The following is a 13,405-nucleotide window of genomic DNA, read 5'->3' on the forward strand; positions in this document are numbered from 1 at the left end:
GTCAGGAAACCTTCCTGACATTGCAGAGAGGTGAGCCCACGTGATGTCCCGCACCCCCCGCAGAAAGACCGTCGCCCTGGCCGCCGTCGGCGCCCTGACCGGCGCTGCGGCGCTGACCCTGGCCGGTCAGCCGGCCGCGCAGGCCACGCCGACGCCCGCCGTGAAGGCGTCCGGCACCCTTCACGCGGCGCCCTACGAGTACCTCGGCTGGGGCAACCCGCAAAAGCCCACGGACGTGATGGCCGCGACCGGCGTCAAGTGGTTCACGCTCGCCTTCGTCCTGTCCGACGGCGGCTGCAACCCGGCCTGGGACGGCAGCCGTCCGCTGAAGGGCGGCTCCGACGAGGCCGCCATCAAGTCCATCCGCGGCGCGGGCGGCGACATCGTCGTCTCCGTCGGCGGCTGGAGCGGCGCCAAGCTCGGCGAGAAGTGCGGCAGCGCCACCGCGCTCGCGGGCGCGTATCAAAAGGTCATCGACGCCTACAAGTTGAAGGCGTTCGACATCGACATCGAGAACACCGAGTTCGGCAACGCCACCGTGCGCCAGCGCGTCGTCGACGCCCTCAAGATCGTCAAGACGAAGAACCCGGGTCTCGTCACCTATGTGACCCTGGGCACGACCCCGCAGGGTCCGGACGCCACCGGCAAGGACCTCATCAAGCGGGGCGCCGCCGCGGGGCTCGCCAACGACGCCTGGGTGATCATGCCGTTCGACTTCGGCGGGCACACCGGCACCATGGGCGACGCCTCCGTCAGCGCCATGGAAGGCCTCAAGAGCACGGTCAAGAGCGCCTACGGCTACAGCGACGCCGACGCGTACAAGCACATCGGCATCTCCTCCATGAACGGCAAGACCGACGTGGCGGGCGAGACGGTCACCACGGCCGACTTCAAGAAGATCCTCGCGTACGCCAAGGAGCACCACATCGCGCGCTTCGCCTACTGGGCCGTCAACCGCGACCGCGCCTGCGGCTCGGGCGGCGACGCCGGGGACTCCTGCAGCGGCGTCGCGCAGGCCCCGTACGACTTCACCAAGATCGTCGCCCAGTACGGAGGCTGAGATGAGTCACCGCAGGCAGACCAAGAAGAGGGCGGTGCTCGTGGCGGCGGGCGCCGCGGTGGCGGCCGGCGCGCTGGCCGTCGGCGCCGTCCCGGCCGCGACGGCGAGACCGGCGCCGGCCGCCCCGGCCGCCGCGGCCGGCGAGCCGGGAGCTCCCGAGACCCTCTCCACCGGCTGGACCATCCCCTGGGGCACCTCCTGGCTGCCCGACGGATCGGGCGCGCTGGTCACCGAGCGCGACGACTTCCGGGTGTGGCGGGTCTCCAAGGACGGCAAGGACAAGAAGCAGCTCGGCACCGTCCCCGAGTCGCAGACCACCGGCGGCGAGGGCGGCCTCATGGGCGTCGCCGTCGACCCGGACTGGGCCACCAACCACTACGTGTACGTGATGCACACCTCGTCCGAGGGCAATCGCGTCGCCCGCATGACGTACGACGGCACGGCGCTCACCGGCTACGAACCGCTGCTGAAGGGGATCAAGAAGAACAAGTACCACAACGGCGGACGCCTGGCCTTCGGCCCCGACGGCTACCTCTACGCCACCACCGGCGACGCCCAGGACAAGCCGCTCGCCCAGGACAAGAACTCCCTCAACGGCAAGATCCTGCGGATGACGAGGGACGGCGAACCGGCCCCCGGCAACCCCTTCGGCAACTACGCCTACAGCCTCGGCCACCGCAACCCCCAGGGCATCGCCTTCGACAGCCGGGGAAGGCTCTGGGAGGCGGAGCTGGGCGACGCCAAGAAGGACGAGCTGAACCTCATCAAGCCGGGCGGGAACTACGGCTGGCCCACCTGCGAGGGCGAGTGCACGGTCGCCGGCATGACCAACCCCAAGAAGACCTGGGGCGTGGCCGAGGCCTCTCCGAGCGGCGTCGCGATCGTCGACGGCGCCGTCTACATGGCGGCGCTGAAGGGCAAACGCCTGTGGCGCATACCGATCGACGCCGACAACGAGGACGTCGGCACCGCGAAGGCCTACTACGTCGGTGAGTACGGCCGCCTGCGCGCGGTCACCGCCGTGCCCGGCGCCGAGGAACTGTGGCTGTCCACCACCAACGCCGACGCCAACGGCGGCCAGGCCGACGGCTCCGACAAGATCTTCCGTGTGCCGATCGGCTAGCCGGTGGTGCCGCTCGTGCCGAGGTAGGCGTCCCGCACCCGCGGATCGGCGCGTACCTCGGCCGCCGTGCCCTGGGCGAGGACCCGGCCCAGGTCGAGGACGACGACGCGGGCGCACAGCTCCATGACGAAGGCGACGTTGTGCTCGACGAGCAGCACCGCGCAGCCCTCCTCGTCCGCCAGATGACGGATGACGGCCGACAGGTACCGGTGTTCGTCGGCCGTCATCCCGGACGCCGGCTCGTCCAGGAGCAGCACCCGGGGCGGGTCCGCGACCGCGCGCGCCAGCTCCACCATGCGGGCCAGGCCCGTCGACAGCGCGCCCGCGTACTGCCCGGCGAGCGCGTCCAGGCCGCACTCGCGCAGCACGGCGGCGGCCCGTGCGCGCCGCTCCGCCTCTGGTGCGCGCCGGGTGGGCGCGGCCAGCAGGTCGGCCGCGAACCCGCCGCCCCCGCCCCGCCATTCCTGCGCGACCACGAGGTTGTCGGCGACGGTCAACTGGCCGAAGAGCTGCTGCCGTTGGAAGGTGCGGCGCATGCCGTGGCGGGCGCGCCACACGGGGGAGCGGCGCGTGACGTCGGCCCCGTCGAGCAGCACCCGGCCCGCGTCGGGCCCGCGGATGCCCGACAGGACGTCGAACAAGGTCGTCTTTCCCGCACCGTTGGGCCCGATGAGCCCGCACACCTCACCGGCGCGGACGGTCAGGTCCACGCCGTCGAGGGCCCGGACCCCGCCGAAGCGGACGCCGACGCCCGCGGCCTCCAGGACGCACTCCCGCTGTTCGCTCACGACCGCCCCGCTCCCTTCGTCGTCGGCTCCCCGTCGCCCGCGGCCATGCCCAGGTACGCCTCCGTGAGCCGGTCCGCGCGCACCTCGGAGCGGGGGCCGCACCAGGAGACGCGGCCCTGCGCCAGATACGCCACGGTGTCGGCGACCCCGAGGATCTCGGCGGCCTTCTCCTCCACCAGGAGCAGCCCCGTGCCCGCCTCGCGGAGTTCGACCAGGAGCCGGAACACGTCGTCGACCACGCGCGGCGCGAGGCCCAGCGAGGGCTCGTCGGCGATCAGCACCTTCGGCGGGCGCTGCAACAGCGGTGCGAGGGCGAGCAGTTGCTGCTCGCCGCCCGAGAGGGAACCCGCCGCCACCCTGCGCCGGGCGGCGAGGCCCGCGAACCGCTCGTACACGGCGTCGCGGCCGGCGACGTACACATGGCCGCGGGCGGGTGCGAGCAGCCCCGCGTCAAGGGAGTGGTGAGCTCATGACGGTGGACACCTGGGTACAGGCCGCCCCGGCCCTCGTCTGCGCCGGAGGCGGCGCGGTCGCTGCCCGCTCCGCCCGGCGCACGAAGCGTCAGGAGAACCGCGATGACTTCCTCGCTGTCACGGAGCAGCAGGGCAAGGCGATCGAACGTCTGGAGAAGCGCATCCAGCACCAGGAGACCGAGGCAGAGAAGCAGCGGGAACGCATTTCCGACCAGGGCGAAGCGATCGGCTGGCTGCTCTTCCGGGTGCGCAGCCTGGTCACGCACATCAGGAAGCAGGGCACGGAGCCCCCCGGCCGCAGAGCCGATGTCGGAGCGGGCCGCCCGGTATATCCGTCACATCGACGCCTGAGGAACCCTCATGCCTGAACCGCGCCCTATGGACCGTCGCGTCGACGAATCGGCCGGCGACATACCGAGCCTCGTCCGACTCGGCCTCGCCGACCCGCCACCCGAACCCAGCTATGAGGGACTGTTCCTGGAACCGGACGTACTGCCGGAAGAGCTGACGGAGTAGCTGACGCCCCTGCCTCGTGCAGGGGCGGGGGCGTTTCGGCGTTCAGTCAGTCTTTGATCGTCCCGCTGAACTCGGGCGGTTCCTCCGAGGCGAAGTCGTTGCTGTCTCGCTGTACGGTAACGATGATCTTTCGTCCGTACTTGGTCTTCAGCGCGTTGTCGTCGGTCTTCGTTGCCGTGACTCCTGCGCCTAGACGCCCTTCAAGCGGGTCCGATCCCCGTTCGAGCATTGCCACCCTGGCTTGCCCACCGTTCGTGGCGCCCTCTACCAGGGTGGTCAGGCTGTCGAGAGCGAAGGGCTGCTGGGATCCGTTGGTGACCTTGACCTTCAGACGGAAGTCCCGACCTCCGGGTTCGGGGGACTCGCCCAGCTCGGAGTCGTAGTCGGTGAAGGTTCGCGCCTCGACGATGCTGACCTTGATGCCGTCGGGCCACGTGTACGTCTCGCCGAACTTCAGGCTCGTAGCGTGCTCGTCGGTCCCGTCCCCGCCCGTGCCAGAGCCGTCCTCGGCGCAGTGGTCCATCCACTCCTTCTGGCTGAGGCCCTCGTCCGCGCAGTCGACCTGTTTCGACGCTGGGTCCTTCTTGGCGGCCGACCTCTCGTCGGGGTCGCCGTCATCGCTGCCGCATGCGGTAAGCGCGGTGAGGAGCAGGATCGTGGCTGCGGTGGCGCGAACGCGCATACGTCCCCCCAGGGTTGAGCTGATCGGGACACCATAGGGCAGAAGCGGCAGGCGGGGGAGAGGGGCTATGCGAGGCTCTCCGTGTGAACGATCCCGAGATCACGCAGCGCGTGATCGCGATCCTGACCCAGGCGCGAGAGGTGACTGATCTGTACGACGAGGACGTGGAGCGCGGAAATGCAGCCCGCAAGCCGAGTTGATCGGAGAGCTCATAGCTGAAGCTCTCGAAGGGCTGGAAGGCCAGGAGGGCGTGCACCCCGTCCAGCGCCTTCTTGGTCGCGCTCTTGGCGAGCAGCCCCGGGTCGCAGTCGGTGGGGTCGGTGATGACGCCCTTGAACCCGGCGCGCTTGACGGCCGTGAAGAGCCCGATGTTGTACGGGGTCTGCATGACGCAGACGACGGCGTCCGGCGCCTTGCCGCCGTCGGAGCGCAGGATCTCCTTGGTGTACGCCGACCAGTCGCTCGGCACCGAGGTGGCGGGGACCGTCTACTTGGCGTACGTGACCTGGTAACCGGCCGCAGCGAAGGACTGCTTGTAGGTGCGGATGGCGAAGGTGCCCGCGTCGTTGTCGTTGGCGAGGATCGCCACGGACCTGCCCTTGGCGCCGCCGGTGACCTTCTTCAGTCCCTGCACGCCGCCCTCGGCGTTGGCGCGGTCGAAGCGGGCCTTCGCGCCGAGGCCGGTGTCCTTCTTGCTGTAGCCGCTGGCGGTCGAAGCGGGGCTGATTCCGAGCGTGACCTGACGAACCGTCAATAACTGACGCGTCGGTAATTGATGAGCCGTCGGATAGTCGTCCCGTGGCCCGCGACCGGTCGCCCGGCGGCCGTTTCAGGACCGGTACAGCGCCTGGACCTCTGCCTCATACGCCTGCTCGATGGCCTTGCGCTTCAGCTTCAGGGAGGGCGTGAGCAGCCCGTGCTCCTCGGAGAACTGATGGGCCAGTATGCGGAACGTACGAATCGATTCGGCCTGCGAGACCAGGGTGTTGGCGGCGACGACGGCCCGCCGCACCTCCGTCTCCAGGTCCGGGTCGCGCACCAGCTCGCTCGGCGGCAGCATCGGCTTGCGGCGCATCGTGAGCCAGTGCTCCACGGCCTCCGCGTCCAGCGTGACGAGCGCCGCGATGTAGGGCCGGTCGTTGCCGACGACGATGCACTGGGCGACCAGCGGGTGGTCGCGCACCCGCTCCTCCAGCTGGGCCGGTGAGACGCTCTTGCCGCCGGAGGTCACCAGGATCTCCTTCTTGCGCCCGGTGATCGTCAGATAGCCGTCCTCGTCGAGCGAGCCCAGGTCGCCGGTGGCCAGCCAGCCGTCGAGCACGGTGGCGTCGGTGGCCTTGGGGTCGTTGAGGTAGCCCTGGAAGACGTTCCCGCCGTGCAGCCAGACCTCGCCGTCCTCCGCGATGTGCACGGTGGTGCCGGGGATGGCCTGGCCGACCGTGCCGTAGCGGGTGCGCTCGGGCGGGTTGGCGGTGGCGGCGGCCGTCGACTCGGTCAGGCCGTACCCCTCGTAGATCGTCACGCCCGCGCCCGCGAAGAACAGGCCGAGCCTGCGGTCCATGCCCGAGCCGCCGGACATCGCGTGCCGCACCCGGCCGCCCAGTGCCTCGCGCACCTTGGAGTAGACGAGCTTGTCGAAGAGCTGGTGCTGCATGCGCAGCCCCGCCGAGGGGCCGGGGCCCGTCCCGAAGGCCCTGGCCTCCATCGCGTCCGCGTACCGCACGGCGCACTCCACCGCCTTGTCGAACGCGCCCGCCTTGCCGTCCTTCTCCGCCTTGCGCCGCGCCGCGTTGAAGACCTTCTCGAAGATGTACGGCACGGCCAGGACGAACGAGGGCCGGAACGCGGCGAAGTCGGGCAGCAGCGCCGCCGCGTTGAGGTTCGGCTGATGGCCGAGCTTGACCCGGCCGCGGACGCCCGCGACCTGCACCATCCGGCCGAAGACGTGCGCCAGCGGCAGGAAGAGCAGCGTGGTCGCCTCGTCGCCGCGCTTGGAGTGGAAGACCGGCTCCCAGCGCCCCACCATCACGTCCGCCTCGAACATGAAGTTCGCGTGCGAGATCAGACAGCCCTTGGGGCGGCCCGTGGTGCCGGAGGTGTAGATGATCGTGGCGATCGAGTCGGGCGTGACCGCGCGGCGGTGGCGGTGCACCACGTCGTCGTCGATGTCCCGCCCCGCGCCGTTCAGTTCGCCCACCGCGTCGGCGTCCAGCTGCCACAGCCGGCGCAGCTGCGGCAGCCGGTCGATCACCGAGCCGATCGTCATCGCGTGGTCCTCGTGCTCGACCATCGCGGCCGAGACCTGCGCGTCGTGCAGCATCCAGAAGACCTGCTCGGCCGAGGAGGTCGGGTAGATCGGCACGACCTGGGCGCCGATGCTCCACAGGGCGAAGTCGAACAGCGTCCACTCGTAGCGGGTGCGGGACATGACGGCGACGCGGTCGCCGAACCGCACGCCCTGGGCGATCAGCCCCTTGGCCAGGCCGAGCACCTCGTCACGGAACTCGCCCGAGGTCACGTCGCGCCAGACGCCCCCGGTGTCCTTGCGGCCGAACGCGATGCGCAGCGGGTCCTCGAGGGCATGGTCGAACACGGCGTCGGCCAGGCCGCCCACCAGCGGCGCCGACGCCATCGGAGGGTTCGTGAACTCGCGCAATGATGCTCCTCGTGGCGCTCCGCACAGCGCCGTGACCGTACCCCACCCCGCGCGCCTTCGGGAGAGGGTTCAGGCGCGGTGGGTACGGACCATCGGCACAGGTCAGCCGCTGAAATACGGCCACAAGGGGAAGGGTCGGACAACTTACTTACGCAGGAGTAAGTTTCGGAGGCGTAATCTCCACCGAATCTGTACGCAGCAGTCACGGGCTTCGGGGGAAATCCGTACGAGGCGGTCACGTCGTACGAGGCGGGCACGTGGCACGGCGTACGGGGCGGACACGGCGTACGGGGCGGTCACGGCCCACGAGCCGGGACCGCCCCCGTACCGTCACGTCACCGCGCCTCCTCCTGAACGCGCGGGACCCGCTCGGGAGTTCCCGAGGCCGCGACCGGCGTCGCCGCGCCCGCCGGACGCCCCGTCGACCGCACCATCACCAGCACGAGGACCCCGGCGACCAGGCCCACCACGCCCGCCGCCAGCGACGCCCCGTTCAGGCCCGAGGCGAAGGCCGCGCGCACGGTGTGCCCGGGGACCGCGCCCCGCAGCGCCTCGGCGCCGCCGCCCGCGACGGCGTGCGCCGCCTCACGGCCGAGCGAGTCCCGCATGCCGGAGGTCAGTACCGTCCCGAACAGGGCGACCCCGAGCGCGTACCCGAGCTGGCGGAACGTGTTCACCGCGCCGCCCGCCATCCCGGCGTGCGCCGGCGGCACCTCGGCGAGCGCCGCCCCCGCGAGGGCGGGCGCCACCAGACCCGCGCCGATCCCCGCGAGCGTCAGCCCCGGCGTGAGCGCCCCCCACGACGACCCCGCGTCCAGCACCGCCATGCACAGCCCGCCCGCCCCGATCAGCAGCAGTCCCACGCCGACGACCAGGCGCGGCGCCACCCCGTGCAGCAGCCGCCCGCCGACCGCCGCCACCACGAACGACGTCGCGGCCAGCGGCAGCAGCACCAGACTGCCGCGCACCGGGCTCATGCCCAGCACGGTCTGCAGCCAGATGGAGAGGTACGGGATGACGCCGAAGGCCGCCGCGTTGTAGCCGGCCGCACCGAGCAGCACCCCCGTGAACGCGGGCCTGCGCAGCAGCCGCAGATCCAGGAGCGGGTGCGCCACGCGCCGCTCGACCAGGACGAAGCAGAGCAGCGCGAGCGCCGAGACCGCGAACGACGTGCCGGTGACCGCCGACGCCCAGCCGTCCGCGCCGCCGCGCAGCACACCGTACGTACCCGCTCCGGCGAAGCACGCGAACGCCGCCGTGCCCGCCCAGTCCACCCGCCGTCCCGCCGGGCCCCGCGACTCCGGAACCACGCGCAGCGTCAGCCACACCGACGCCACGCTCACCGGCAGGTTCACGAAGAAGATCCAGCGCCAGCCGGGCCCCTCGGTGAGCACCCCGCCCACGATCGGCCCGAGCGCGGCCGACGCCCCGCTCACCGCGCCCCACACACCGAGCGCGACCGACCGGTCCCGGCCCTGGTAGGCGGCGCCGAGCAGCGGCAGCGTCGTGGCCAACATCGCGGCGGCGCCGAGGCCCTGGAGCGCACGCGCGGCCACCAGCACGTCCGCGTCCGACGCGAGGCCGCAGCCCAGCGAGGCCAGCGCGAACAGCGCGGTGCCCACGACGTTGAGCCGCCGTCTGCCGAGCACGTCGGCGGCGGCGCCGACACCCAGGAGCAGCGCGGCCAGCGCGAGCGCGTAGCCGTCGATGACCCACTGCAGATCGCTCAGCGAGGCGTCGAGCGCCCGCGCCATGTCGGGCAGGGCCACGACCACGATCGTCACGTCCAGCAAGAGCATGAACGTCCCCAGCGACACCGCCGTGAGCGGCCCCCATCTGCGCATGGCCTTCTTCTTCCTTCGTCGTCCTCGTGGCGCGCACCGGGTGTGCGTGCCCTCGTACGATGGGGCGACGGCGGGCGATCCCGGTGCCTGGGGATCCTCAAGCGCCGTCATCCGACATCGAGGGGGCCTCCGATGGGCGATTCCGAAGTCTTCGACGAGCTGGACCTCAAACTCCTGCACGCCCTGGAGATCGACGGCCGGGCCCCCTTCAGCCGTATCGCCGCGGTCCTCGGCGTCTCCGACCAGACCGTCGCCCGCCGCTTCCGCCGCATGGGCGCCGAGGTGGGCCTGCGCGTGGTCGGCGTCCGCGACACCGACCGGCTCGGCCGCGACCAGTGGATGCTGCGGCTGCGCTGCGCCCCGGAGGGTGCCGAGGCCATCGGGGCGGCCCTGGCCCGTCGCCCCGACACCACCTGGGTGCACCTCATGTCGGCCGGCACCGAGGTGGTCTGCATGACGATGCCCCGCACCCAGGGCGACCACGACGACCTCGTCTTCGGCAAGCTCCTGCGCACCCGGCAGATCATCGAGATCACCGCGCACCAGCTGCTGCACCGCTTCTACGGCGGCCGCACCGGCTGGATCGGCAAGCACCGCCCGCTCACCGACGCCCAGGCCGCCGCGCTGCGCCCCGCGGTGCGGCCGGGCGAGGCGGGCCCGGTCCGCCTCACGCCCGAGGACGAACCCCTCATCGCGGCGCTGAAGGCCGACGGCCGCGTCACCTACCCCGAACTCCAGCGGCTCACCGGCCGTTCCGAGTCCTCCGTCAAACGCCGCGTCGCGGCGCTCCTCGACTCCGGCGCGCTCTACATCGACACCGAGTACGACACCGACCGGTTCGGCTTCTCCGCCGCCACCATGCTCTGGGTGACCGCCGACCCCGGCGCGCTCGACGCGGTCGGCCGGGCGATGGCCGAGCACCCCGAGGTCGCCCACGTCTCCGCCATCACCGGCCCCGCCAACCTGATGGCGAGCGTCGTCACCCGCGACACCGCCGAGCTCTACGCCTATCTGAGCGCGCGCCTCGGCACGCTGGAGGGGGTGCGCCACGTGGAGTCGGCGCCCTATCTGCGCCGCTTCAAGCAGCTCACCTACCCGCGCCCGGCGCGCTAGTCCGCCCGGCGCCGCCCCCGGTGCAGCCGGTCGCCGCCCGCCAGGACCGCCGCCGCCAGCGCGTCCGCCGCGTCCTGCGCGGAGGCGCGCCGCTCGCCGTGCAGGAGCACGAAGTCGACCGAGCCGAGCTCCGGAAGACCCGCCCGGTCGGGCACCCGGACCAGACCCGGCGGGATCAGGCCGCGCGAGTGCGCCATCACGCCGAGACCCGCGCGCGCCGCCGCCACCAGGCCGTTCAGGCTGCCGCTCGTGCAGGCCACCCGCCAGGCGCGGCCGCGCCGCTCCAGCGCCTCGAAGGCGAGGGCGCGGGTGATGCCGGGCGGCGGATAGACGATCAGCGGCACCGGGCGCTCGGGGTCGAGGCGCAGCCGCTCGGCGCCGATCCAGACCAGGTCGTCGTGCCAGACCAGCTCGCCGCGCGGGTCCTCCGGGCGGCGCTTGGCGAGCACCAGGTCGAGCTTGCCCGCGTCCAGCCGCTTGTGCAGCGTGCCCGAGAGCTCGACGGTCAGCTCCAGGTCGACGTCGGGGTGCTCCTGCCGGAAGGACTCCAGGATGTCGGTGAGATGGGTCAGGACGAAGTCCTCCGACGCCCCGAACCGCAGCCGCCCGCGCAGGCGCCGCCCGGTGAAGAACGCCGCCGCCTGCTCGTGCGCCGCGAGGATCCGGCGGGCGAAGCCGAGCAGGGCCTCGCCGTCCTCGGTCAGCTCCACGCTGTGCGTGTCGCGCGTGAAGAGCTGGCGCCCGGTGGCGTCCTCCAGACGGCGCACGTGCTGGCTGACGGTCGACTGGCGCAGGCCGAGGCGGCGGGCGGCCCGCGTGAAGCTCAGCGTCTGGGCGACCGCGAGGAACGTACGGAGCTGCGCGGGGTCGTACACGCGGACCAGCCTAGACCCGCTCATCGCGAAACGTGATGACAGTCAGAGCGGTGTGCGGGATTCCCGATCACGCCCCACAGGAGGATCATGGAAAGGGCACGTCCCCGCACCGAGAGCATGGAGCACCGTGAAACGCCTGAAGTGGCCGTCCTGGATGCCGGTCGACCCGTACATCGTGGCGTTGCTCGCGACCGTGGGCGTCGCGGCCCTCCTGCCCGCCCGCGGCACCGCGGCCGATGTCGCCTCCGGCGCCTCCACCGCCGCCGTCTCGCTGCTCTTCTTCCTCTACGGCGCGCGGCTGTCCACCCGCGAGGCGCTCGACGGACTCAAGCACTGGCGGCTGCACGTCACGGTCCTGCTCTGCACGTTCGTCGCGTTCCCGCTGCTCGGGCTCGCGGCGAAGGGCCTCGTCCCGTACGTCCTGACGCCCGCGCTCTACAGCGGCTTCCTCTTCCTCACGCTGGTGCCCTCGACGATCCAGTCGTCCATCGCCTTCACCTCGATGGCCCGGGGCAACGTCCCCGCGGCGATCTGCGCGGGCTCCTTCTCCTCGCTCGCCGGCATCGTGCTCACCCCGCTGCTCGCGGCGGCGCTGCTCGGCGGCAGCGGGGCCGGCTTCTCCGCCGACTCGCTCCTCAAGATCGTGCTGCAGCTGCTCGTGCCGTTCCTGGCGGGGCAGTTCCTGCGCCGCTGGGTGGGCGGCTTCATCGCCCGCCACAAGAAGATCCTCGGGTACGTCGACCGCGGGTCGATCCTGCTCGTCGTCTACACCGCGTTCAGCGAGGGCATGGTCCAGGGCATCTGGCACCAGGTGCACCCGCTGCGGCTGCTCGCCCTCCTCGGCGTCGAGGCGGTGCTGCTCGCGGCCATGCTGGCGCTGACCTGGTACGGCGCGAAGCGGCTCGGCTTCGGCCGCGCCGACCGCATCGCCATCCAGTTCGCCGGGTCGAAGAAGTCCCTGGCCGCCGGGCTGCCCATGGCGAGCGTCCTGTTCGGCGCGCAGGCCTCGCTGGCCGTGCTGCCGCTGATGCTCTTCCACCAGATGCAGCTGATGGTCTGCGCGGTCATCGCCAAGCGCCGCTCCCGCGACCCGGAGGAGTTCGTCAGCGAGCCGCCGCGAGCCGCAGCGACACGAACCGCGGCCGGTACAGCGACACGTTCCGGCTGATGTTCGCCTGCGCGTTCGCGGGCGTCGCGTCCAGCCAGTTCACGTCGTAGCTGAGGACGATCCGGCCGTCCCCGGCGAGCGCAGGATGGGCCTGCGGGTTATAGGCCGCCGTGTCCTGGCGGGGCGCGCCGTCCTGCGGCAGGGGCGCCTCGAAGCCCTTGGCCGGGCCGTGCCAGGGCCCGGTGGGGGAGCAGGACCAGTACGACGTGACCCTCGTCAGGCCCTCCGTGCCCGCCGCCATCGTGAACAGCACGTACGTCCCCTCGTCCCGCACCACCGTGAACGCGCTGCCCACCCCCTTGTCCCGGCCGTCACCGAGGACGGGCCGGGGCGTGACGTCGTGCCCCCACTCCTCGCCGTCCCAGTACTCCCACGCGGAGGCCTCGGCGAGCCTGCCGTGCGGGACGCGCGCGACGTAGGCGTGGGAGGTCCTGCGCGCGGTCGCCTGGGCGTCCGTGCCGCCGAAGACGTACGTCCAGCCGTCGTCGTCGACCGTCGTCGTGCCGTACAGGACCCGCTTGACCGGATCGCCGACCGCCTGCTGGTCGGAGACCTTCGTGATGCCCTCGACGCGCAGGTCGGGCAGCGAGAGCGTGGCGACCTCCGTGGCGAGCGGCACGCCGTAGATCCAGGGGCCCTGGCTCGCCATGCGGTTCCACAGCAGGACGCGTACGACCCGCTCCTCGGAGCCGGGGGAGCGGGGCTCCACGCGCGCCGCCACCGGCCAGCGCCACTGCTGGGGCGCCGGATCGGCGAAGAGCGGGGCCGCGAGGGTCCGCTGGAGGGTGCCCGAACGGGACATCACCACGGCCGAGTTGCGGACCATCGGCGCGTTCGTGTCGCGCCAGGTGTGCGGCTGTCCCGCCGGGTTCGGCGGCGCGTGGACCTGCCCGAGGAAGGTGTCGGAGAACAGCCACAGCAGCCGTCCGTCCGGCAGACGCACCGAGTGGGTGCCGTCCCCGCCGGTCCAGTCGTCGGTGCGCGCCGTGTCGTCGCCGTAGCGCGCGAACTCCCCGGTGACCTCGTCGTCGGCGTTCCAGGACGCCACCGTGCGGGGCCGGCATGCCGCACCGCCCTCCCGGTCGTCCGGGAGGGCGGTGCGGCATG

The 13,405-nt window shown here is 72.1% G+C and carries 15 protein-coding genes; 7 read left to right on the forward strand and 8 right to left on the reverse strand.

Annotation, left to right across the window (positions count from 1 at the left end; genetic code table 11):
* The first annotated feature begins 43 nt into the window (after positions 1–43).
* On the forward strand, positions 44–1,060 hold the full coding sequence (locus AOK22_RS17700) for a chitinase (protein ID WP_055699648.1): 1,017 nt from the start codon (positions 44–46) through the stop codon (positions 1,058–1,060).
* Between the two features lies 1 nt (position 1,061).
* The gene (locus tag AOK22_RS17705; RefSeq protein ID WP_055699637.1) at positions 1,062–2,183 is read left to right on the forward strand and encodes a PQQ-dependent sugar dehydrogenase; all 1,122 of its coding nucleotides are present in this window, start codon (positions 1,062–1,064) and stop codon (positions 2,181–2,183) included.
* On the opposite strand, the gene AOK22_RS17710 is transcribed toward AOK22_RS17705, so the two are convergent.
* Together AOK22_RS17710 and AOK22_RS17715 are read right to left on the reverse strand one after the other, a co-directional pair.
* Complete coding sequence (locus AOK22_RS17710; RefSeq protein ID WP_055699638.1) at positions 2,180–2,971, reverse strand: ABC transporter ATP-binding protein; 792 nt, start codon at positions 2,969–2,971, stop codon at positions 2,180–2,182. The genes AOK22_RS17705 and AOK22_RS17710 overlap by 4 nt on opposite strands.
* Positions 2,968–3,390: an ATP-binding cassette domain-containing protein gene (locus AOK22_RS17715; protein WP_237773443.1), complete on the reverse strand. Its 423-nt coding sequence runs from the start codon at positions 3,388–3,390 to the stop codon at positions 2,968–2,970. The genes AOK22_RS17710 and AOK22_RS17715 overlap by 4 nt, the downstream gene beginning before the upstream one ends.
* A gap of 50 nt (positions 3,391–3,440) precedes the next feature.
* Between AOK22_RS17715 and AOK22_RS17720 the strand changes: the two genes are divergently transcribed.
* A complete protein-coding gene (locus tag AOK22_RS17720; protein ID WP_055699639.1) occupies positions 3,441–3,812 on the forward strand; it encodes a hypothetical protein in 372 nt (123 codons plus the stop codon).
* Positions 3,805–3,960, forward strand: coding sequence for a hypothetical protein (locus AOK22_RS41485; protein WP_157872256.1), 156 nt, complete (start codon positions 3,805–3,807; stop codon positions 3,958–3,960). The genes AOK22_RS17720 and AOK22_RS41485 overlap by 8 nt, the downstream gene beginning before the upstream one ends.
* Positions 3,961–4,006: 46 nt before the next feature.
* Here the strand turns inward: AOK22_RS41485 and AOK22_RS17725 are convergent, their stop codons facing one another.
* The gene (locus AOK22_RS17725) at positions 4,007–4,642 is read right to left on the reverse strand and encodes a hypothetical protein (RefSeq protein WP_055699640.1); all 636 of its coding nucleotides are present in this window, start codon (positions 4,640–4,642) and stop codon (positions 4,007–4,009) included.
* A 386-nt stretch (positions 4,643–5,028) separates the two neighbouring features.
* Between AOK22_RS17725 and AOK22_RS43730 the strand changes: the two genes are divergently transcribed.
* A complete protein-coding gene (locus AOK22_RS43730; RefSeq protein ID WP_279617084.1) occupies positions 5,029–5,154 on the forward strand; it encodes a hypothetical protein in 126 nt (41 codons plus the stop codon).
* Here the strand turns inward: AOK22_RS43730 and AOK22_RS42795 are convergent.
* The 3 genes from AOK22_RS42795 to AOK22_RS17745 all read right to left on the reverse strand — a co-directional run bounded on the left by AOK22_RS42795 (position 5,130) and on the right by AOK22_RS17745 (position 9,142).
* The gene (locus tag AOK22_RS42795; protein ID WP_055699642.1) at positions 5,130–5,396 is read right to left on the reverse strand and encodes a hypothetical protein; all 267 of its coding nucleotides are present in this window, start codon (positions 5,394–5,396) and stop codon (positions 5,130–5,132) included. The two genes, AOK22_RS43730 and AOK22_RS42795, sit on opposite strands and share 25 nt — an antisense overlap.
* Positions 5,397–5,471: 75 nt before the next feature.
* On the reverse strand, positions 5,472–7,274 hold the full coding sequence (locus AOK22_RS17740) for an AMP-dependent synthetase/ligase (protein WP_055699643.1): 1,803 nt from the start codon (positions 7,272–7,274) through the stop codon (positions 5,472–5,474).
* Positions 7,275–7,633: 359 nt separating this feature from the next.
* Positions 7,634–9,142: an MFS transporter gene (locus tag AOK22_RS17745; protein WP_055699644.1), complete on the reverse strand. Its 1,509-nt coding sequence runs from the start codon at positions 9,140–9,142 to the stop codon at positions 7,634–7,636.
* 132 nt (positions 9,143–9,274) lie between these two features.
* Between AOK22_RS17745 and AOK22_RS17750 the strand changes: the two genes are divergently transcribed.
* Positions 9,275–10,255, forward strand: coding sequence for an Lrp/AsnC family transcriptional regulator (locus tag AOK22_RS17750; RefSeq protein WP_055699645.1), 981 nt, complete (start codon positions 9,275–9,277; stop codon positions 10,253–10,255).
* On the opposite strand, the gene AOK22_RS17755 is transcribed toward AOK22_RS17750, so the two are convergent.
* Positions 10,252–11,130: a LysR substrate-binding domain-containing protein gene (locus tag AOK22_RS17755; RefSeq protein WP_055699646.1), complete on the reverse strand. Its 879-nt coding sequence runs from the start codon at positions 11,128–11,130 to the stop codon at positions 10,252–10,254. The genes AOK22_RS17750 and AOK22_RS17755 overlap by 4 nt on opposite strands.
* Positions 11,131–11,284: 154 nt before the next feature.
* Here AOK22_RS17755 and AOK22_RS17760 point away from each other — a divergent pair, with 154 nt between their 5' ends.
* On the forward strand, positions 11,285–12,298 hold the full coding sequence (locus AOK22_RS17760) for a bile acid:sodium symporter family protein (RefSeq protein WP_055699649.1): 1,014 nt from the start codon (positions 11,285–11,287) through the stop codon (positions 12,296–12,298).
* Here the strand turns inward: AOK22_RS17760 and AOK22_RS17765 are convergent.
* Positions 12,234–13,405, reverse strand: a 1,172-nt coding sequence (locus tag AOK22_RS17765; protein ID WP_055699650.1) for a DUF4185 domain-containing protein, incomplete at its 5' end; no start/stop codon positions are given. The genes AOK22_RS17760 and AOK22_RS17765 overlap by 65 nt on opposite strands.

Source organism: Streptomyces silaceus, assembly GCF_001419745.1.
Classification (GTDB): Bacteria; Actinomycetota; Actinomycetes; order Streptomycetales; family Streptomycetaceae; genus Streptomyces; species Streptomyces silaceus.